This is a genomic window from Microbacterium sp. ARD31 (assembly GCF_031844425.1).
Genome location: NZ_JAUZVE010000019.1, coordinates 109,474 through 129,745, shown reverse-complemented (window position 1 = coordinate 129,745; position 20,272 = coordinate 109,474). Strand labels below are relative to the sequence as shown.

The window sequence follows — 20,272 nt, the reverse complement described above, 5'->3', positions numbered from 1 at the left end:
CTGCGGCGACCGACCCCCAAGGCTACTTCGCTGCCGGTGGTGCGACCTACTCAGCGGCGGACCGGCCCGGACGAGCGCAGGTGGATGTTCTGGAGCAGCCCGAGCGCGAGCATCCCCGCGAACAGGGAGCTGCCGCCGTAGGACACGAAGGGAAGCGGCACACCGGTGACCGGCATGATGCCCAGGCACATCCCGATGTTCTGGAACGCCTGGAACCCGAACCAGCAGGCGATGCCGGCCGCGGCCACCCGGCCGAAGAGGTCGCCGGCCTGCGCGGAGATCGCAAGGGCCCGCCAGATCACCACGGCGAGGAGCAGGATCAGCAGCCCCGCCCCGACCAGGCCGAGCTCCTCCCCCGCGACGGTGAAGATGAAGTCGGTGTGCTGCTCGGGGACGAACCCCGACCGGGTCTGCGAACCGTCGAAGAGCCCCTGGCCGAGCAGCCCGCCGTTGCCGACCGCGATCCGGGCCTGCTCGACGTTGTAGCCGGCGCCGCGCGGGTCGAGGTCGGGGTTGGTGAAGGCGAGGAAGCGGTCGACCTGGTAGGGCTTGAGCACGCCGGCGGAGACCGCGACGGCGGCTCCCGCGACCGCACCCAGGGTGAGGCCGGCCAGCCACCGCCGGCCGGCACCGGCGACGGCGAGCACGCCGAAGACGGTGGCCGAGAGCACGAGCATCGTGCCGAGGTCGGGCTGCAGCAGGATCAGCGCGGCGGGGATGCCGGCGATGGCCAGCATCGCCACGACCTCGAGGCTGCCCACGCCGCGGCCCCAACGTCGTTCGGTGCGCTCGGCGACCACCAGCGCCATGCCGATCACGACCGCCAGCTTGGCGAACTCGGAGGGCTGGATCGACATGCCACCGACCTGCAGCCACGAGCGCGAGCCGTTGATCGTGCTGCCGGCGACGAGCACCATGACCAGCCCGCCCACGCTGGCGAGGTAGGCGAGCGGCGCGAGGATCCGCACCCAGCGGTGGTCGACCGCCATCACCGCGACCATCAGCACCACGCCGATCGCGACGTTGACCAGCTGCTTGCGGAGGTAGGCGTTGGGGTCGCCCCCGGTGAGGTCCGCGCGGGTCGAGGTCGCCGACCACACCAGCAGGCTGCCCATCGCGACGAGCGCCGTCGCGGCGAGCACCAGGAGCCAGTCGAGACCGGGGGCGCGCAGGCTGCTCGTGGTGGGACCGGGGCGGACCGGACGCGTCGAGAGGATGGTCATCGCGTCACTCCCCCGCCCCGTCGCCCCGCCCGGCCCGCACGGTCGGCGGCATGATGGAACCGTCGGTGAGGAACTCCGGCAGCCGCGCGGGCGGGACGGTGCCCGGGATCGCGGCGCGCTTCGGGGAGACGGTCTCGCCCTCGACGCCGTACAGCGCCTCCCATATCGCGCGGATCCCGTCGCCGGTCGAGCCGGAGCCGGTGCCGCCCTGGCTGATCATCATCACGACGACGTAGTCCTCGGAGTACGACGCCACCCACCCGGTCGACTGCTTGCCGTAGACCTCGGCCGAGCCGGTCTTGGCGCGGATGGTGACGTCGTCGAGCGGGAAGCCGACGAGCTTCCACGCCATGGTGCCGACGCGCGAGACGTTCTGCAGGGCGCCGTCGATGTAGTCGAGGTACTTCTCCGGCACGTCGACCTTGCCCACCTTGCGGGGCGCGATGCGCCGCAGCACCTCGCCCTCGGGGCTGACGATCGCCTTGGCGACGGTGGGCGCCCACAGCGTCCCGCCGTTGCTCAGGGCTGCGTAGCCGCGGGCGAGCTGGAGCGGCGTGACGATCGTGTCGCCCTGCCCGATGGAGAAGTTCACGGCGTCGCCGGCGCGGTAGAGGTTGCCCTCGAGGCAGAACTCGCGGGCGAACTTGTAGACGAAGTCGCTGGTGTCGGCGGTCTGCGGCTTGGCGCTCAGCTCGCAGTAGTAGTCCTTCTGCGACTCGTAGTAGGCCTGCTTCCAGCGCCGGTCGGCGATCCGCCCCGGCGCCTCGCCCGGCAGGTCGATGCCGGTGCGGGACCCGAAGCCGAACTCCTTGGCCTCCTCCACCAGCGGGTCGCGGGCGTCGATGTCGGCGGGGTCGCTGCCGAAGCGCTGCCAGAAGTCGTAGCCGATGCGGTAGAAGAACGTGTTGCACGAGACCTCGAGGGCCTTCGCGAAGCCGATGCTGCCGTAGGCGCCGGACTCGTAGTTCTTGAAGACGCGGTTGCCGACCTGGAAGCCCGAGGAGCACGGGAGCGCGGTGTCCGTCGAGTAGCCGTTGGTCAGCGCCCCGGCCGTCATGAACGGCTTCCACGTGGAGCCGGGGGCGAACTGCCCCTGCGTGGCGCGGGAGAGCAGCGGGGTGCCCGCCTTCTCGGAGTACAGCCGGTCGAGCTGCGCCTCGCTGATGCCGCCGGTCCACACGTCGGGGTCGTACGTCGGCTGGCTGGCCATCGCGATGACCCGGCCGGTCTTCGCGTCGAGGACGACCGCGGCGCCGGAGTCGGCGACGTACTTGCGGCCGGTCACGGTGTCGAGCTGCGTGCGCTGGAAGGCGATGCGTTCGGCGAGCTGGCGCTCGACGACGGACTGGACCTTGGCGTCGATCGAGGTGACGAGGGTGTCGCCGGGGGTGCTCTCGACGAGCGAGTCGTCGCCGAGCACACGGCCCATCGAGTCGACCGCGACACGGCGGTAGCCGGGGAGCCCCCGCAGCCACTCGTCGTACTCCTTCTCGACGCCGGCGCGGCCGACGACGGAGGCGCCGTTGAGGGAGCGGTCGTCGCGCTCGGCGGCGAGGTCGTACTCGTCCTCGGTGATCGGGCTGAGGTAGCCCAGGACGTGGGCGAGGTTGATGCCGAAGGGGCGGGGGTAGGAGCGCACGCTCTGCTGCTCGGCCAGCACGCCGGGGTAGTCCTCGGGCTGCTCGAGCACGCGCAGCGCGACGTCCTTGCGCACGTCGGTCGCGACCGGGACCGGCTGGTAGGGCGAGCCGTTCCAGCAGACGTCGCGGACGCTTCCGGGGTCGCCGCACGTGACCAGCCGCGCCTCGACCTCCTTGGGCGTGCTGTCCACGACCACGGCGACCCGGCGGACCAGCTCGGTGCGCTGGCCCTCGTCGAGCTTGCCGAGCAGGGTGCGGTCGACCGAGATGACCCACGAGGTGCGGTTGGCCACCAGGGGGCGGCCCTGGCTGTCGACGATCAGCCCCCGCTGCGGCTGGACCACGATGTCGCGCACGGACTGGTTGGCGGCCTGCGCCTGGTAGCCCTCGCCCCCGATGACCTGGAGGTAGTAGAGGCGCACGAACAGCGTGGCGAACAGCGAGAACGCCAGCGCCTGCACGACGACGAGGCGCAACCTGCTCCGGCTGGTGGCCGGGCTCATGCGGTCGCCCACTGGGGGCTCAGGCGGGTGAACAGCTTCATCAGCGGGGGCAGCACGAACGGGGTGAGGAGCACGTCCCAGACGACGGCGACCAGCACCACCTCGAGCAGGCCGGAGATCGACATCGTGGGGTCCTTGAGCACCACCCCGGTCAGCGCGAACAGCGACGTGGCGACGAACGACGAGGCGGCCACCGTGCCGATGACGGCCACGGCGCTCGGCTTCTGGTCCTGGCGCACGCGGGCGGCGAGGAACGCGGCGACGGTGAGGGCCAGGGCCCAGCGGCCGGCGATGTGGTCGGCCGGCGGCGCGAGGTCGAGCGCGAGACCCGCGGTGAACCCCAGGACCAGCGCGAAGGGTGCCTCGACGGTGAGCGCCGCGGCCACCACGACGAGGAGGCAGAGGTTGGGCACGATGCCGTGCCAGGCGACGTGCGGGAACAGCGAGACCTGGAGCGTGAGGGCGAGGACCACGGCCGCGAGCGCGGCCAGCCAGCGGAGGTACGTCATCGCAGGCTCCCGTCGGCCTCGATCAGCGCCCGGTCGCTCGTCGAGCCGCTGGGCACCATCACCCCGACGACGTCGAGGGCAGAGAAGTCGACGAACGGCTTGACCACCGCGCGCTGCGAGGCCTCCCGCAACGAGCTGTAGACCTCGGTGATCGTGCCGATCGGCACGCCCGGCGCGTAGGGGCCCGTGCTGCTGCCCCACGTCACGACGGTGTCGTCGCGCGAGGGCACGGAGGCGTCGTCCACGAGGCGCAGGTCGAGCCCGGCCGCCTCCTCCAGCGAGCCGCTGCCGGTGACGAAGCCGATCTCCATGCTCGACCCCACGCGGCCGCCGACGGTCGAGTCGGGGTCGACGATGAGCAGCACGGTCGCGGTGCTGCGGGTCACGCGCAGCACCCGGCCGACGAGGCCGTCGTTGTTGACGACCGTCATGTCGGGGCCGACGCCGGCGTCGGATCCGGCGTCGATCGTCACGGTGAAGCTCTGCGACTGGCGAGAGCCGAGGGCGACCACGCGGGCCGGCACCAGCGCGGACCCGAGGTCGGCAGCGGCGCTGGTGAGGCCGTCGTACTGCTCGAGGCGGTTGCGGTCGAAGCCGGCGAGCTCGACCTTGCCACGCAGCTCTGCGTTGCTGGCCTCGAGGTCGCGGACCTGGTCGGCGAGGTCGCCCTTGCTGCGGAACCATGCCGGCACGGAGGTGAAGGGGCGTACGGCGGCCGCTGCGGCCGACTCGGCAGGACCGAAGGCTTCGCCCACCACCCGGCGCGCGGGCTCCAGCGGCGAGCTGCCGCCACCGGAGACGTCGAGGGTGATGAGCGTGACGCTCGCGAGCACGAGCGCCACCAGAAGCGAGCGCGGCGCGCGGTTGCGCGACTCGAGCTTGTCGAGACCGGTCCAGCGTCGCTCGCGGCCGTCCTGCCCTCCGCCGAGCCTGCCCCCGAGGCCACGCATCAGAACCGCCTCACGTCGGAGACCAGGACCTGCTGCAGCGCCTCGAACTCCTCCACGCACCTGCCGGCGCCGAGGGCCACGGACGAGAGCGGGTCCTCGGCGACATGGACCGGCATACCGGTCTCGTGCCGCAGCCGCTCGTCGAGCCCGCGCAGCATGGCGCCGCCACCGGTCAGCACGATGCCGCGGTCCATGATGTCGCCGGCCAGCTCCGGCGGGGTCTGGTCGAGGGTCGTGCGGACCGCGTCGATGATGTTGTGCAGCGGCTCCTCGAGCGCCTGCCGCAGCTCGGAGCTGGAGACGACGACGGTGCGGGGCAGGCCCGAGACCATGTCGCGGCCGCGGATCTCGGCGTCGGGCTCGGTCGGCAGGGGGAAGGCCGACCCGAGGGTCATCTTCATCTCCTCGGCGGTGCGCTCCCCGAGCATCAGGGAGTACTCCTTCTTCATCCACGCGATGATCGCCTGGTCGAGGTCGTCGCCGGCGGTGCGCACGGACAGGCTCGTCACGATGCCGCCCAGGCTGATGACCGCGACCTCGGTGGTGCCGCCACCGACGTCGACGACCATGTTGCCCGTCGCCTCGTGGACCGGCAGCCCGGCTCCGATCGCGGCGGCCATCGGCTCCTCCACGATGTAGACCCGGCGGGCGCCGGCCTGGTAGCCGGCCTCCTTGACCGCGCGCTGCTCGACGGCGGTGATGCCGCTCGGGACGCAGATCACCATGCGGGGCTTGGCGAAGTAGCGGCGGCGGTGCACCTGGTGGATGAAGTAGCGCAGCATCTGCTCGGTCGCCTCGAAGTCGGCGATCACGCCGTCCTTGAGCGGCCGGATCGCGGCGATGTTGTCGGGCGTGCGCCCGATCATCCGCTTGGCCTCGTGGCCGACCGCGAGCACCTCGCCGGTGGTGGTGTTCATCGCCACGACCGACGGCTCGTCGAGCACCACACCCTTGCCGCGGACGTACACCAGCGTGTTGGCGGTGCCGAGGTCGACGGCCATGTCTCGGCCGATGAAGCTGTTTGCCATGCCGCTGATGCCCCTGCAGGTCGGGTCGAACCGGGAAGAGGGGTCAGCGGTCCGGCCGACCCACGCTCAGGCTAAGGAGCGGGCAGGCGTCTTCCCGGTAGGACACGCGAGGCGCGTGGGGCTGGTGTGATCGCGGCGTCGACGTACGTGCCGTACCTGCCACGGGTTCCTGTCACCTGCCGCGCGCTGCAACCCTCGGCAGGTGCGGGTTTCCCCGCTCGAGCGGGGAAACCGACGAGCTCGCGCCCGACGAGCTCGCGCCCGACGAGCTCGCGCTCAGCGAGCTCGCGCTCAGCGAGCCAGCGCGGGGAACCAGATGCCGATCTCGCGGGCGGCGGACTCCGGGGAGTCCGAGCCGTGGACGATGTTCTGCTGGACGGCCACGCCCCAGTCACGGCCGAGGTCGCCGCGGATGGTGCCGGGGGCGGCGACGGTCGGGTCGGTCGCGCCGGCGAGGGAGCGGAAGCCCTCGATGCAGCGCTCGCCCTCGACGACGACGGCGAGCACCGGGCCGGAGAGCATGAACTCCACGAGGGGGCCGTAGAACGACCTGCCCTCGTGCTCGGCGTAGTGGGCGGCGAGGATCTCGGTGGTCGCCTCACGCAGCTCGACGGCCACGAGCGTGTAGCCCTTGGCCTCGATCCGGCGGAGGACCTCCCCCGAGAGGCCTCGGCGTACGCCGTCGGGCTTGACGAGGACGAGGGAGCGCTGGACGTCGGTCATGGGCTGCAGCCTAGCCAGCGGTGAGGGGCGTCACTCCTGCTGGGCCTGCTCGGCCCGCCACGCGGCCCACGCCGCGGCGCGCTCGCGCTCGATCTTGCGGCCGAGCAGGTCGGCGGCGGCCCAGAGGGCCGCGAAGACGGCCCCCAGCGCGAACATGACCGGGACGACGAAGCCGAGGGCGATCGCGGCCACCTGGACGGCGTACCCGGCGAGGTAGGCCCACTCCGCCCGCAGCATGCCGGCGAGCAGCAGGCACACCACGGCGAGGCCCAGGCCCACCCCGAGCGCCGTGCCGGTGGCGACGTCGGCGATGGTGATCATCACCGGGGTGGTGAGGCCCAGGGTGATCGCCTCGAGGCTGAGCACGGCGGCGCACATGCCGCGGCGCGGCGAGCGCTCGGTGTTGGTCGGGGCCTGCTGCTCGACGATCCGCTCGGGGGTGTCGTCGCTCATCGGCGGCCCTTGAGCAGTGCCCGGGCCTCGCCGACCGTGACGACCGACCCGGTCACGAGGACGGCCCCGGCGCCGATCGAGACGTCGATCGCCTCGCCGGCCTCGGCGAGGGTGGCGGCGCGGTCGATGGCGTCGGCGAGGTCGGGGACGACCGAGACGCGGTCCTCGCCGAACACCTCCGCTGCGACGCGCCCCAGCGCGGCGGCCGACATCGACCGGGGCGTGGAGTTCTGCGTGCACACGAGGTGGCTGAGGTACGGCTCGAAGGCGACGAGGACGCCCTCGTGGTCCTTGTCCTCCATCACCCCCATCACCCCGACCAGCGGGCTGAAGGAGAACGAGTCCTCCAGCGCGGCGGCGGTCGCCTCGGCGCCGTGGGGGTTGTGCGCCGCGTCGAGCACGATCGTGGGGCTGCGGCGGATGATCTCGAGCCGCCCGGGTGAGGTGACCTCGGCGAACGCCGCGCGCACCAGGTCGTCGTCGAGCTCGCCGCTGCCGAACGCCTCGACCGCGGCGAGGGCCACGGCGGCGTTCTGCGCCTGGTGGGCGCCGTAGAGCGGCAGGAACACGTCGTCGTACGTCGCACGCAGGCCCTGGAGGGTCACCACCTGGCCGCCGACCGCCGGCGTGCGGGACACCACCCCGAACTCGACGCCCTCCCGGGCGAGGGTGGCGCCGACCTCGGCCGCCCGCTGGACCAGGACGGCCGCGACCTCGGGGGTCTGCTCGGCGAGCACGGCGACGGAGCCGGGCTTGATGATCCCGGCCTTCTCGACCGCGATGGTCGCGGGGTCGTCGCCGAGGTACTTCGCGTGGTCCACGGCGATCGGCAGCACGACGGCCACGTCGGCGTCGATGACGTTGGTGGCGTCCCAGCTGCCGCCCATGCCGACCTCGACGACCGCGACGTCGACGGGAGCGTCGGCGAAGGCGGCGTAGGCCATGCCGACGATGGTCTCGAAGAAGCTCAGCGGGTGGTCCTGCTCGGCGTCGACGAGGTGGGTGTAGGGGGCGACGTCGTTGAACGCGCGGACGAAGGCGTCGTCGTCGAGCGGCTCGCCGTCGATGCTGATCCGCTCGCTCATCCGCTCCAGGTGCGGCGAGGTGAAGCGGCCGGTGCGGAGGTCGAGCGCACGCAGCAGGGTCTCGATCATCCGGCTGGTGCTGGTCTTGCCGTTGGTCCCGGTCAGGTGGATCGAGCGGAACGAGTGCTGCGGCTGCCCGAGCAGCTCGGTGAACGCCTCGATCCGGTCCAGGCTGGGCTCGAGCTTGGTCTCGGGCCAGCGCGAGAGGAGGGCGTCCTCCACCTCGTCGAAGGTCTCGGCGAGGCGCGGGTCGCCCGGGTCGGGCTGGGGGGTCTCAGTCATGGCGCCTCGAGTCTATTGACCCCGGTCAGCAGGAGACGACCCGCCGCCACGGCGTGACGACCTCGAGCGCCCTGCCGTCGAGCGGCCTGTCCCGGAACTGGTCGAGCGCGTCCTCCCACCGGGGGTCGGCCGTGCCGGTGACGTACATCGCCGAGCCCTGGTCGGCGTAGACGAGGCCGTACCTCTTCATCGCCGTCACGATGGTGCGCGCCACGCCTGTGTAGTGCCTCGCCGGGAACGACCTCGGCAACCGGAAGCGCAGGCCGTACGCCGGCAGGTCGCGGGCGGTGTTGCCGCTCGGGCCGCAGTGGCGGGCCGGCCAGGTGTAGGCGCTGCGGGCGCTCGGCATGGTGAACCGCAGCGCGTGGGTGATCCGACCGGAGGCGGCCTCGTCGTAGGAGAGCAGGCCGGGCGTGATCGGCAGGCCCGCCGCGTCGGCGGAGGTCCAGCGGGCCGGGCGCAGCCTGTTGGACCCGAGGTCCCACCGGGCGGCGGCTGCCGCCCGCCACGCCACCACCCTGCCGGAGGCGTCGCGTACCCGCTCGGCGGCGTACAGCTCGACGAGGTCGCAGGTCCCGCTCCGCACCGCGAGCACGTGCCGGTCGCCCTCCTGGGGGTCCGGCTCGGCGCTGCTGCCGCCCTCGATGGCGGCGTCGGCGGGGACGAACACCGGGCCGCGGTCGCTCTCGTCGCCGTAGTCCTCGCCGTCGACGCCGAACTGCAGCGGCAGCAGGGGCTGGTCCTCGGGCACCACGTTGACCGGGATGCCGTAGCGCTCCTCGGTCGTGCCCAGGTCGAGGTGGAGGTCGTGGCCGGCGAGCTGCCGGTCGACGATGGCGTCCGACCACCGCCACACCGGCCGGCGGTCGACCCGCCGGTTCCACGGGTTGTCGGCCGGGAAGACCTGGCAGCCCCCGATCCGGTGCACCCGGGCTGCCGACTCCCCGGCCCCGTTGTCGGTCACCGAGGCAGGTGCCGCGGTCACCGGCAGGACGAGGGCGAGGGGGACGAGCGCCAGGGCCAGGGTGGTTCGCCTCATCGGCCGACTCTAGGGCGTGGCGGGGACCCTGACGAGGTGCTCGGCCATGTCGACCACCGGCTCGTAGCCCAGGCTCGCGTAGATCTTGTTCGAGGTCGGGTTCGCCTGGTCGGTGAACAGGCACATCCGGTGCCCCGCCTCGAGGCCGCGCCGGGTCAGCTCCCCGACGACGTACGACGCGATGCCGCGGCCGCGGTGCTCCTTCGGCGTGTAGACCGGCCCGATCCGCGAGACGCCGTACGACGGCAGGCCGGCGCCCGACAGGTGCGCGACCTCGCCGTCGGGGAGCTCCCACAGCCACTCGACGCCCTCGCGGATGCGGACCAGGACGCTGTCGAGGGTGTTGTGCTCCCCCGAGTGCGGGTCGGGCTCGCGGCCGGTCTGCTCGTCGGCCTCCTCGTGGAAGGCGGTGAACCACGCCAGCACCAGCTCCGCGTCGGCCTCGGTCGCCTGCCGCATCCGGCCCTCGGGTGCCGGCGGGACGCGGACGGAGGTGCACTCCCACAGGCGGGTGGCCTTCTCCGACACCATCTCTCCCCCGGCCAGCTCGGCCGTGGCACGGGCCAGCACCTCCGAGCCGGGCAGCGCGCCGTTGGCGCCGCCCAGGAGCTCACCGCGCTCGTGGAGCGCAGTCGCAAGGGCCCGCGCGGCCCCGTCGGGCATCGGCAGCGCGAAGGTCGGGTAGGGCTTGAACGGCGCCGTGCGCATCGCGGCGCTCACCACCTCCCCCGACCCGTCACGGACGACGAGCCACCAGCGCGCGAACGGCGCGTCGACCTCCGCCCAGGAGTCGCGCCCCTCGGCCAGCTCGCGCTCGGTCCGCTCGGTGACGCTGGCGATCACGCTCCCCAGCACGGGCTCCTCGGAGAGCAGCGTGCCGGCCGCTGCGAGGAAGGGTCCGGGGGCGTCGAAGAACTCCAGCGAGAAGGTGCCGTCCATGACGGCACGCTAGGGCGCGGCGCACCCGGGTCGATACTCGTTTTCGCAGGCCGGAGGCCCGTCAATAGACTTCCGGCATGACTGAGAACCCCAGCACCCATGCCCCGGAGACGACGAGCACCGAACCGCGTGCCGTCGTCGTACCGGAGCGTCCGGCGCTGGAGGGGCTGGAGGACAAGTGGTCGCGCGCGTGGGCCGAGAACGACACCTACGCCTTCGACCGCACCCAGCCGCGTGAGAACGTCTACTCGATCGACACCCCGCCGCCGACCGTCAGCGGGTCGCTGCACGTCGGCCACGTCTACTCCTACAGCCACACCGACCTGATCGCGCGCTACCAGCGCATGCAGGGCAAGGCCGTCTTCTACCCCATCGGCTGGGACGACAACGGACTGCCGACCGAGCGCCGCGTCCAGAACTACTTCGGCGTCCGCTGCGACCCGAGCCTGCCCTACGACCCCGACTTCACCCCGCCGGAGAAGCCGGACCCGAAGCGACAGGTGGCGATCAGCCGGCCCAACTTCATCGAGCTGTGCGAGCAGCTGGTCGTCGAGGACGAGAAGGCCTTCGAGGCGCTGTGGCGCCAGCTCGGCCTGTCCGTCCAGTGGAACCCGACCTACACCACGATCGGCGACCACTCCCGCACGGTCAGCCAGCGCGCGTTCCTGCGCAACTACGCCCGTGGCGAGGCCTACCTCTCCGAGGCGCCGACGCTGTGGGACGTCACCTTCCAGACCGCCGTCGCCCAGGCCGAGCTCGAGGCGCGCGACTACCCCGGTCACTACCACCGCGTCGCGTTCCACAGGCCGGACGGCACGCCCATCCACATCGAGACGACCCGACCCGAGCTCATCCCCAGCGTGGTCGCGCTCATCGCCCATCCCGACGACGAGCGCTACCAGGACGTCTTCGGCACCACCGTCACCTCGCCGGTCTTCGGCGTCGAGATCCCGGTGCTCGCGCACCCCGCCGCCGAGCCCGACAAGGGCGCCGGCATCGCGATGTGCTGCACCTTCGGTGACCTGACCGACGTGATGTGGTGGCGCGAGCTCGACCTGCCGGTGCGCACGGTGGTCGGTCGCGACGGCCGCCTCTCGCGGGAGACCCCCGAGTGGCTCGCGTCCGCCGCGGCAGCCTACGAGCAGCTCGCCGGCAAGACCACCTTCAGCGCCCGCGAGGCGATGGTCGGGCTGCTGCGCGAGTCCGGCGACCTCGACGGGGAGCCGAAGGCGACGCAGCGGATGGCGAACTTCTACGAGAAGGGCGACAAGCCGCTCGAGATCATCGCCACCCGCCAGTGGTACATCAAGAACGGCGGCCGCGACGCGGCGCTGCGCAAGGAGCTGCTCGTCCGCGGCGAGGAGATCACCTGGATCCCCGCCCACATGAAGCACCGCTACGACAACTGGGTCGGCGGCCTCAACGGCGACTGGCTGATCTCGCGCCAGCGCTTCTTCGGCATCCCCTTCCCGGTCTGGTACCCGCTCGACGCCGACGGCGAGCCCGACCACGACCATCCGCTGCTGCCCACCGAGGACCAGCTCCCGATCGACCCGTCGACCCAGGCGCCGCACGGCTACACCGAGGACCAGCGCGGGAAGCCCGGCGGTTTCATCGGCGACCCCGACGTGATGGACACCTGGGCGACCTCCTCGCTCACCCCGCAGATCGCGGGCATGTGGGAGGTCGACGACGACCTCTTCCAGCGGGTCTTCCCCTACGACCTCGCCACCCAGGCGCACGACATCATCCGCACCTGGCTGTTCTCGCGCGTGGTCCGCTCGGACTACGAGTTCCAGGCAGTGCCGTGGTCGCACGCGATGATCTCCGGCTTCATCGTCGACCCCGACCGCAAGAAGATGTCGAAGTCCAAGGGCAACGTCGTGGTCCCCACGGACATCCTCGACACCTACGGCGCCGACGCCGTCCGCTGGCGTGCCGCGATCGGCCGCCCGGGTCTGGACTCGCCGTTCGACGAGTCGCAGATGAAGGTCGGGCGCCGCCTCGCGATGAAGGTGCTCAACGCCTCGAAGTTCGTCCTCGGCAACGTCGGAGCGACCACGCTCGTGCCCAGCGCGGTGAGCGCACCGGTCGACTGCGCCCTCCTGGGCCGCCTCGAGATCGTGGTCCGCAAGGCCACCGAGGCCTTCGACGCCTACGACTACACCACCGCGCTCGAGGTCACCGAGAAGTTCTTCTGGGAGTTCTGCGACGACTACCTCGAGCTGGTCAAGGAGCGCGCGTACGCCACCGACGGCGGCGCCGCGACCGACTCGGCCAAGGCGACGCTGGCCATCGCGCTGCACACCCAGCTGCGCCTGCTCGCGCCCTTCCTCCCGTACGCCACCGAAGAGGTGTGGTCGTGGTGGCAGGACGGCTCGATCCACCGCTCCGCGTGGCCCACGGCCGCCGACCTCGGATCCGCGGCCGCCGCCCAGCCCCTGGTCCTCGACGCCGTCGCGGCGGCACTGACCGGCATCCGGGGTGCGAAGTCCCAGGCCAAGGCCAAGATGCGCGCGCCGCTCTCCCGGGTCGAGATCACCGGTCCCGAGCACCTCGTCGCCGCGGCTCGCGAGGCACAGGACGACCTGCGGGCCGTCGGCACGATCGTCGGCGACCTGGAGTTCACCACCGACGACTCGGCCACCGAGCTGCGGGTCACCGCGGAGCTGGCCCCCACCGAGGGCTGATCACGCGCACGGGTGCCACCCGGCTGCGGACCCACGACGCCGCAGCCGGGTGCCCCGCGCTAGACGAGGAGCATCAGGACCAGGCACAGCACGGCCACCAGGACCGCTGCGATGATCGGTCGCTTCTCGTCGGCCCGTAACGGGTCTTCGCCCCACATGTCCACGAGACGGGGATCACGCCGGTCCATGACACGGGTCCGGCGAGAAGTTCGGCCGAGGGCCGCAGAGGACTAGACCACTCAAGGGTGCCGGGCGGCCTGCGCCGCGTCCCGCGCCGCGTCGGCGGCCTCGCGGGCGGCGTCGGCGGCCTCGCGCTCGGCGTCGCGAGCGGCCTGGGCTGCGTCGCGCTCCGCGTCGCGGACCGCCTGCTCAGCCTCGCGCTGCGCTTGGGCAGCCGCACGCTCGGCCTCACGAGCAGCCTTCGCGGCGTCCTGCTCGGCCTGCCGCTGCGCCTGCTCCGCCGCGCGCTGCGCCTGGGCAGCCGCACGCTCGGCCTCACGAGCGGCCCTGGCAGCCTCCTGCTCGGCCCGCCGCTGCGCCTGCTCCGCCACGCGCTGCGCCTGGGCAGCCGCACGCTCGGCCTCACGAGCGGCCTGGGCGGCCTCGTGCTCGGCCAGTCGCTGCGCCTTCTCGGCCTCACGCTCCGCCGCGCGGGCCGCCTTCGCGGCTTCCTGCTCGGCCAGTCGCTGCGCCTTCTCCGCCTCACGCTCGGCCGCGCGGGCCGCCTTCGCGGCCTCCTTCTCGGCGTCGCGCACGGCCTGCTCGTCCTCGAGCACGTCCTGCTCGGGCTCGAGCTCGTCCTGCTCGGTCTGCTCGTCGGGCTCGTCGGCCTGCTCGTCGGCCTGCTCGTCGTCGGCGTCGGCGGTGCGCACCGCGCTCACCGCACCGCGCGGCACCCGGACGGGACGCGCCGAGGACCGGGACGCCGCCGCGGCGGTGCCGGTCGACGTACCGAGCGGCTGGGCGCTCAGCTCGGTCGGGATGCTCACCGGGTCGGGAGCGGTCGCGTGCACGGGGCGCTGGCGGTCCTGGGGCGCCTTCTCGGCGTGGCCGGCGGACGCGATGGGCCGACCCGGGTGGAACAGGTCCAGTCCCCAGCCGCGGCTCACCGACAGCGTCATCAGGACAGCACAGAGCACGGCCACCAGGGCGAACCCGGCGAGCGGCCGCTTCTGATCAACCCCCACGGGTTCCCCTTCCCACATGCAGACGTGACGCCAGTCTGTACGGGTCATGACGCAAGGGCACGGTCGATGGTCATGAATAGTCCGAAATGACTAGGGAGCACTAGTCCCCTCGGGCCACACGGGCGTGCCGACGCCCCGGTCCGGGGCGGGCGGGGGTCAGGCGGACTTCTTCTTCTTCGCCTCGGACTCGCGCGGGATCAGGGTCGGGGCGACGTCGTCCTCGACGACCTCGCGGGTGACGATCACCTTGGCGACGTCGCCGCGGGAGGGGACGTCGTACATGACGTAGAGGAGGACCTCCTCGATGATCGCGCGGAGGCCGCGCGCACCGGTGCCCCGCTCGAGCGCCGCCTCGGCGATCGAGTCGATCGCGTCGTCGGTGAACTCGAGCTCGACGCCGTCGAGGTCGAAGAGCTTCTGGTACTGCTTGATGAGCGCGTTGCGCGGCTCGGTGAGGATCTGCACGAGCGCCTCGCGGTCGAGCTTGCTCACGCTCGCGATCAGCGGCAGGCGACCGATGAACTCGGGGATCAGGCCGAACTTGGTGAGGTCCTCGGGGCGCACCTGGGCGAGCAGGTCGTCGGCCTCGCGCTCGGCGGCGCCGCGCACCTCCGCGGTGAAGCCGAGCGACTTCTTGCCGACGCGCTGCTCGATGATCTGCTCGAGACCGGCGAAGGCACCACCCACGATGAAGAGGATGTTGGTGGTGTCGATCTGGATGAACTCCTGGTGGGGGTGCTTGCGTCCGCCCTGCGGGGGCACCGACGCCGTCGTGCCCTCCAGCATCTTCAGCAGCGCCTGCTGGACGCCCTCACCGGAGACGTCGCGCGTGATCGAGGGGTTCTCCGCCTTGCGGGCCACCTTGTCGATCTCGTCGATGTAGATGATGCCGGTCTCGGCCTTCTTGACGTCGTAGTCGGCGGCCTGGATGAGCTTGAGGAGGATGTTCTCCACGTCCTCGCCGACGTAGCCGGCCTCGGTCAGGGCAGTCGCGTCGGCGATCGCGAAGGGGACGTTGAGCATCCGCGCGAGGGTCTGGGCGAGGTAGGTCTTGCCGCAGCCGGTGGGGCCGATGACCAGGATGTTGGACTTGGCCACCTCGACGACGTCGTCCTTGGCCTTGCCGGAGACCGGCTGGAGGCCGGCCTGCACGCGCTTGTAGTGGTTGTAGACCGCGACGGCGAGGGACTTCTTCGCGTGCTCCTGGCCGATGACGTAGGAGTTGAGGAACTCGAAGATCTCGCGAGGCTTGGGGAGCTCCTCGAGGCTCACCTCGGAGCCCTCGGCGAGCTCCTCCTCGATGATCTCGTTGCAGAGCTCGATGCACTCGTCGCAGATGTAGACGTTGGGTCCCGCGATGAGCTTCTTGACCTGCTTCTGGCTCTTGCCGCAGAAGTTGCACTTGAGCAGGTCGCCACCGTCACCGATACGTGCCACGAGTCGTGTCCTCCAGTCTCACCGGTCCGGGGTCCGGCTGTTCATCACCCTGCAACGGGCCCCACGACGGTACCCCGTGCCGGCCCCTCACGGGGGCCGGACACGAGATGTCGCCGATCATTGTTGTGGTGGTCTCAGGCGAGCGCCGGGGCGCCCTTGCGGGACTCGATGACGGCGTCGATGAGGCCGTACTCGACCGCCTGCTCGGCCGTCAGGATCTTGTCGCGCTCGATGTCGCGGCTGACCTGGTCGATGTCCTTGCCGCTCGAGTCGGCGATCATCTTCTCCAGCAGCTCCCGCATGCGGAGGATCTCGTTGGCCTGGATCTCGATGTCGGAGGTCTGGCCGAACGTGCCCTCGGTGTAGGGCTGGTGGATGAGGATGCGGCTGTTGGGCAGCGCCATCCGCTTGCCCTTGGCGCCGGCCCCGAGCAGGATCGCCGCGGCCGAGGCCGCCTGGCCCAGGCACACCGTCTGCACGTCGGGCTTGATGAACTTCATGGTGTCGTAGATCGCGGTCAGCGCCGTGAACGAGCCACCGGGGCTGTTGATGTAGATGCTGATGTCGGTGTCGGGGTTCATCGTCTCCAGGCACATGAGCTGGGCGATGACCGCGTTGGCGACGTCGTCGCTGATCGGCGTGCCGAGGTAGATGATGCGCTCTTCGAAGAGCTTGGCGTAGGGGTCGATGCGGCGGAAGCCGTAGGAGGTCCGCTCTTCCCACTGCGGGATGTAGTAGTTCATGTTCAGTCCTTGCTCCGGGCCGGGCGACCCTCGTCGGCTGCCTCGCGGGCACTGGTGATCACCTGGTCGACCAGGCCGTACTCGACCGCCTGCTCGGCGGTGAACCAGCGGTCGCGGTCGGCGTCGGCCACGACCTGCTCGACGCTCTGGCCGGTGTGCTCGGCGATCAGGTCGAGCAGCACCTTCTTGATGTGCAGCGACTGCTGCGCCTGGATCTTGATGTCGGAGGCCGAGCCACCCATGCCCGAGGAGGGCTGGTGCATCATGATGCGCGCGTGGGGCAGGGCGTAGCGCTTGCCCTTGGTGCCGGCGCACAGCAGGAACTGGCCCATCGAGGCCGCGAGGCCCATGCCGACCGTCGCCACGTCGTTGGGGATGTAGTTCATCGTGTCGTAGATCGCCATGCCGGCGTCGACCGAGCCGCCGGGGCTGTTGATGTGGAGGAAGATGTCGGCCTCCGGGTCCTCCGCGGAGAGCAGGAGGAGCTGGGCGCAGATCGCGTTGGCGTTCTGGTCGCGCACCTCCGAACCGAGGAAGACGATGCGCTCGCGGAGGAGGCGCTGGTAGATGTGGTCGTCGAGGCCATACATCCCACCGGCGCCGTTCATCTCAGGCGAGAGGGCTGGGCTGGAGTTCTGGTTCACGCTGGCGACACTAGCCGGAAGGACGAACACTTCCACACGATGACCCACCCTGTTCGCCCACAGCGGATTCCGGGCCACGGACGCCACCCGTCGGGGCCGGACCGCCCCGGCCCCGGGACGACCTCATCCCCGGGCGACCTGGTCCAGCACCTCGCGGAAGACGCGGTAGCGCTCCTCGCCGACGGCCCCGGCCCACTCCCGCTCGCACGCGGCGAGGACTCCGTGGGCGCGGGCGAGGCCCTCGCGGCCGCGGTCGGTGAGGGTCACCCGCTTTGCCCGGCGGTCCTGCCCGTCGGGCTCGACCGCCACCATCCCCGTCCCGGCGAGCTGTCGGACGAACTGACCGCAGCCCTGTGTCGTCATGCCCGTGCGCTCGGCGAGCTCGGTGATCGTGAGGCCGTCCGCGGGCAACCACTCCATCACCCGCAGCTGGGAGGGTCGCAGCGCGGGAGCGTCCTGGCCGAGCCGGTCCCGGACCTGCGCGAAGACCAGCCCCATCAGCAGCGGGACGTGCGGCTCGAGGTCAGCGGGAACGTGGTTGACGCCGATCATGAAAGCAACTTACCTTGCTGGTGTGAAAGCCGCTTTCGCTTCACCCCACGCGAGTCGCGCCGACGTCCTGGGTGAGGACGACGTCAGCGACGCGGAGCTCGGCGCACTGGTCGCCTCCCTGTGGGGCGTCCCCGCGGTCCGGCTGCTGGACTCGGCGGCCGCCGAGGTCGACTACGACGTCCCCTCGATGCTGACCGGCGCGCGCACGTGGGTGCGCGGGCACGCCGACGCGGGCGACGGACCCCAGGAGTTCACGTTCTTCGTCAAGCGCGTGCACCACTGGCGCCACTCCCCCTTCTTCGCCTTCGTGCCGCCCGAGGTCGCCGCCTGGGCAGTGGACACGGTCCCGTGGCGGTCCGAGGTGCTCCTCTACGCCTCCGACCTCGCCGCGCGGCTGCCCGAGGGGCTGACCATGCCGCGGGCGCTGCGCATCGACGACCGGCCCGACGAGACCGCCGTGCTCTGGCTCGAGGCGGTCGAGCACGACCCGACACCGTGGGCCGACAGCACCTACGCCCGCGCCGCGTACCTCCTCGGCCGGCTCGCCGGCAGCTCCCGGGTCGCCCCGCTCGCCGCCATCGACCCACAGCCCTGGCACATCCGCACCTTCGTCGCGGGCCGCCTGGCGCACACCGCGCTGCCCGTGCTGGACGACGAGACGATGTGGCGGCACCCCGCCGTGGCCGAGCACTTCGGGCCCCTGCGGGCGCGGCTCGCCGAGGTGGCAGGACGGGTGGACGCGCTCGCCGAGGAGTACGCCGCCCTCCCCCACACGGCCGCGCACGGTGACGCGTCGCCCAACAACCTGATGAGGCACGTCGGCGACGACGGCTTCACGATGATCGACTACGGCTTCTGGCGGCCGCAGCCGGTGGCGTACGACCTGTCCCAGCTGCTGGTCGGCGAGATCCAGGTGCGGCGCCTCGACGCCGACGGGCTGCCGGAGCGGGCCGCGGCCTGCCTCGAGGCGTACGCCGACGGGCTGGCCGCCGAGGGCGGGTCGGTCGACCCGGCCGTGCTGCGGCGCTCCCACGCGGTGAGCCTGATGCTGTTCAACGGCCTGCCGAGCATCCCCGTCGAGACGCTCGGCGAGGAGGACCGCGAGGCGGCGGCCCACCACCTCGCCCAGCGCGCCGCGATGGCGGCGTACGCCCTCGACGTGCTGGCGGCCACCGACTGACGGCCGCACCGACGACGACCGGCGCCCACCCGAGGGGTGGACGCCGGTCACGAGGTCTGCGGAGGCTCAGGCCCCGGCGGGCTCCTCGGTGCTCTCGTCGGTGTCGGTGCTCTCGTCGACCGGCTCACCGATGGTGCCGTCGGGCCGCAGGTTCTTCAGCTCGACCACGTTGCCCGAGGCGTCCTTCACGGTCGCGGACTCCACGATCGTCGCCAGCGCCTTGCCGCGCAGGATCTCCTGCACGAGCTCGGGGATGTGGTTGTGCTCGAACATGTGGTTGGCGAACTCCTGCGGGTCCTGCCCCGACTGCTGGGCGCGCCGCACCAGGTGCTCGGAGAGCTCGGCCTGGTCGATGCCGAACTCCTCCTTCTTGGCGATCTTGTCGAGGATGAACTGCGCGGCGACCGCGTCACGGACCCGGCGCTCGAGGTCGGCCTCGAACTCGTCCTGGGTCTGGCCCTCGTCCTCGAGGTACTTCTCCATGGTGATGCCGGCGAAGCCGAGCTGCTGCTCGACGTTCTGGCGGCGGGCGTTGAGCTCGTCGGTCACCATGACCTCGGGCAGCGGGATCGAGACCTTCTCCAGCAGCGCCTCGAGGACCGCGTCGCGGGCGGCGGCGGCCTGCTCGAGGCGCTTGCCGCGGCCGAGGCGCTCGCGCACGTCGGCGGTGAGCTCCTCCGCGGTGTCGAACTCGGAGGCGAGCTGGGCGAACTCGTCGTCGACCTCGGGGAGCTGCTGCTCCTGCACCGCGGTGACCTTGACCGTGACCTGGACCGGCTCGCCGACCAGGTCGCCACCGACCAGCTCGGAGTCGAAGGTCTTCTCCTCGCCGGCGGACAGGCCGACCAGGGCCTCGTCGAGGCCGTCGATCATGCCGCCGCGGCCGACCTTGTAGGACATGCCGGTGACCTCGCCGCCCTCGACGGTCTCGCCGTCCTTGGCCGCCACCAGGTCGATGGTCACGAAGTCGCCGTCGGCGGCCGCGCGCTCGACGGGCACGAGGGTGCCGAAGCGCTCACGCAGCGCCTCGACCTGCTCCTCGACGTCGGCGTCGGTGATCTCGATGTCCTCGACGCTGGCCTCGAGGCCCTCGTAGTCGGGGAGCTCGAAGTCGGGCTTCACGTCGACCTCGGCGGTGAACTCGAGGGACTCGTTGTCCTCGAACTTCGTCACCTCGATCTCCGGCTGGGCCAGCGGCTCGAGGTCGTGCTCCTGGAGCGCGGCCATGTACTGCTGCGGCACGACGGCGTTGATCGCCTCGTCGAGGACCGGACCGCGGCCGATCTGGCGGTCGATGACCGCGGGCGGGACCTTGCCGCGGCGGAAGCCGGGGACGTTGATCTGCTTCGCGATCTTCTGGTACGCCGCGTCGAGGCTCGGCTTGAGCTCCTCGAAGGGCACCTCGACGGTCAGCTTGGCCCGGGTCGGGCTCAAGGTCTCGACGGCGCTCTTCACAAATGTCTCC

At 71.6% G+C, this 20,272-nt stretch carries 19 protein-coding genes; 2 read left to right on the top strand and 17 right to left on the bottom strand.

Annotated elements, in window-relative coordinates:
• Positions 1 to 50: 50 nt before the first annotated feature.
• The 10 genes from rodA to Q9S36_RS30930 form a co-directional block, all read right to left on the bottom strand.
• Positions 51 to 1,223: a rod shape-determining protein RodA gene (gene rodA, locus Q9S36_RS30975; protein WP_311288674.1), complete on the bottom strand. Its 1,173-nt coding sequence runs from the start codon at positions 1,221 to 1,223 to the stop codon at positions 51 to 53.
• A 4-nt stretch (positions 1,224 to 1,227) separates the two neighbouring features.
• A complete protein-coding gene (gene mrdA / locus Q9S36_RS30970) occupies positions 1,228 to 3,366 on the bottom strand; it encodes a penicillin-binding protein 2 (protein WP_311288673.1) in 2,139 nt (712 codons plus the stop codon).
• Complete coding sequence (gene mreD / locus Q9S36_RS30965; protein ID WP_311288672.1) at positions 3,363 to 3,875, bottom strand: rod shape-determining protein MreD; 513 nt, start codon at positions 3,873 to 3,875, stop codon at positions 3,363 to 3,365. Before mreD ends, mrdA begins: the two co-directional genes overlap by 4 nt.
• Positions 3,872 to 4,825 (bottom strand): rod shape-determining protein MreC, encoded by a 954-nt coding sequence (gene mreC, locus Q9S36_RS30960; RefSeq protein WP_311288671.1) that lies wholly within the window; start codon positions 4,823 to 4,825, stop codon positions 3,872 to 3,874. The genes mreD and mreC overlap by 4 nt, the downstream gene beginning before the upstream one ends.
• Positions 4,825 to 5,853 carry a rod shape-determining protein gene (locus Q9S36_RS30955; protein ID WP_311288670.1) on the bottom strand — a complete coding sequence of 343 codons (1,029 nt, stop codon included), beginning with the start codon at positions 5,851 to 5,853 and terminating at the stop codon, positions 4,825 to 4,827. The genes mreC and Q9S36_RS30955 overlap by 1 nt, the downstream gene beginning before the upstream one ends.
• A 291-nt stretch (positions 5,854 to 6,144) precedes the next feature.
• On the bottom strand, positions 6,145 to 6,576 hold the full coding sequence (gene ndk, locus Q9S36_RS30950; RefSeq protein ID WP_311288669.1) for a nucleoside-diphosphate kinase: 432 nt from the start codon (positions 6,574 to 6,576) through the stop codon (positions 6,145 to 6,147).
• Between the two features lie 30 nt (positions 6,577 to 6,606).
• Positions 6,607 to 7,029 carry a DUF4233 domain-containing protein gene (locus tag Q9S36_RS30945; RefSeq protein ID WP_311288668.1) on the bottom strand — a complete coding sequence of 141 codons (423 nt, stop codon included), beginning with the start codon at positions 7,027 to 7,029 and terminating at the stop codon, positions 6,607 to 6,609.
• Positions 7,026 to 8,396, bottom strand: coding sequence for a folylpolyglutamate synthase/dihydrofolate synthase family protein (locus Q9S36_RS30940; protein WP_311288667.1), 1,371 nt, complete (start codon positions 8,394 to 8,396; stop codon positions 7,026 to 7,028). The genes Q9S36_RS30945 and Q9S36_RS30940 overlap by 4 nt, the downstream gene beginning before the upstream one ends.
• A gap of 25 nt (positions 8,397 to 8,421) precedes the next feature.
• Entirely contained in the window at positions 8,422 to 9,435 is a 1,014-nt protein-coding gene (locus Q9S36_RS30935; RefSeq protein WP_311288666.1) for a hypothetical protein, read from the bottom strand.
• A 9-nt stretch (positions 9,436 to 9,444) separates the two neighbouring features.
• Complete coding sequence (locus tag Q9S36_RS30930; protein ID WP_311288665.1) at positions 9,445 to 10,374, bottom strand: GNAT family N-acetyltransferase; 930 nt, start codon at positions 10,372 to 10,374, stop codon at positions 9,445 to 9,447.
• A 77-nt stretch (positions 10,375 to 10,451) separates the two neighbouring features.
• Here Q9S36_RS30930 and valS point away from each other — a divergent pair, with 77 nt between their 5' ends.
• Positions 10,452 to 13,064, top strand: coding sequence for a valine--tRNA ligase (gene valS, locus Q9S36_RS30925; RefSeq protein WP_311288664.1), 2,613 nt, complete (start codon positions 10,452 to 10,454; stop codon positions 13,062 to 13,064).
• A gap of 59 nt (positions 13,065 to 13,123) precedes the next feature.
• Here the strand turns inward: valS and Q9S36_RS30920 are convergent, their stop codons facing one another.
• The 6 genes from Q9S36_RS30920 to Q9S36_RS30895 form a co-directional block, all read right to left on the bottom strand.
• Complete coding sequence (locus Q9S36_RS30920; protein ID WP_311288663.1) at positions 13,124 to 13,252, bottom strand: hypothetical protein; 129 nt, start codon at positions 13,250 to 13,252, stop codon at positions 13,124 to 13,126.
• 51 nt (positions 13,253 to 13,303) lie between these two features.
• Positions 13,304 to 14,251, bottom strand: a complete 948-nt coding sequence (locus Q9S36_RS30915; RefSeq protein WP_311288662.1) for a hypothetical protein — start codon at positions 14,249 to 14,251, stop codon at positions 13,304 to 13,306.
• Between the two features lie 156 nt (positions 14,252 to 14,407).
• Entirely contained in the window at positions 14,408 to 15,688 is a 1,281-nt protein-coding gene (gene clpX / locus Q9S36_RS30910; protein WP_311288661.1) for an ATP-dependent Clp protease ATP-binding subunit ClpX, read from the bottom strand.
• A gap of 134 nt (positions 15,689 to 15,822) precedes the next feature.
• The gene (locus tag Q9S36_RS30905; RefSeq protein WP_310254171.1) at positions 15,823 to 16,431 is read right to left on the bottom strand and encodes an ATP-dependent Clp protease proteolytic subunit; all 609 of its coding nucleotides are present in this window, start codon (positions 16,429 to 16,431) and stop codon (positions 15,823 to 15,825) included.
• Between the two features lie 2 nt (positions 16,432 to 16,433).
• The gene (locus Q9S36_RS30900; protein ID WP_311288692.1) at positions 16,434 to 17,039 is read right to left on the bottom strand and encodes an ATP-dependent Clp protease proteolytic subunit; all 606 of its coding nucleotides are present in this window, start codon (positions 17,037 to 17,039) and stop codon (positions 16,434 to 16,436) included.
• A gap of 159 nt (positions 17,040 to 17,198) precedes the next feature.
• The gene (locus Q9S36_RS30895; protein WP_311288660.1) at positions 17,199 to 17,627 is read right to left on the bottom strand and encodes a MarR family transcriptional regulator; all 429 of its coding nucleotides are present in this window, start codon (positions 17,625 to 17,627) and stop codon (positions 17,199 to 17,201) included.
• 22 nt (positions 17,628 to 17,649) lie between these two features.
• On the opposite strand from Q9S36_RS30895, the gene Q9S36_RS30890 reads away from it, so the two are divergent.
• Complete coding sequence (locus Q9S36_RS30890) at positions 17,650 to 18,807, top strand: phosphotransferase (protein WP_311288659.1); 1,158 nt, start codon at positions 17,650 to 17,652, stop codon at positions 18,805 to 18,807.
• Positions 18,808 to 18,873: 66 nt separating this feature from the next.
• On the opposite strand, the gene tig is transcribed toward Q9S36_RS30890, so the two are convergent.
• Positions 18,874 to 20,262 carry a trigger factor gene (tig, locus tag Q9S36_RS30885; protein WP_311288658.1) on the bottom strand — a complete coding sequence of 463 codons (1,389 nt, stop codon included), beginning with the start codon at positions 20,260 to 20,262 and terminating at the stop codon, positions 18,874 to 18,876.
• Positions 20,263 to 20,272: the final 10 nt, after the last annotated feature.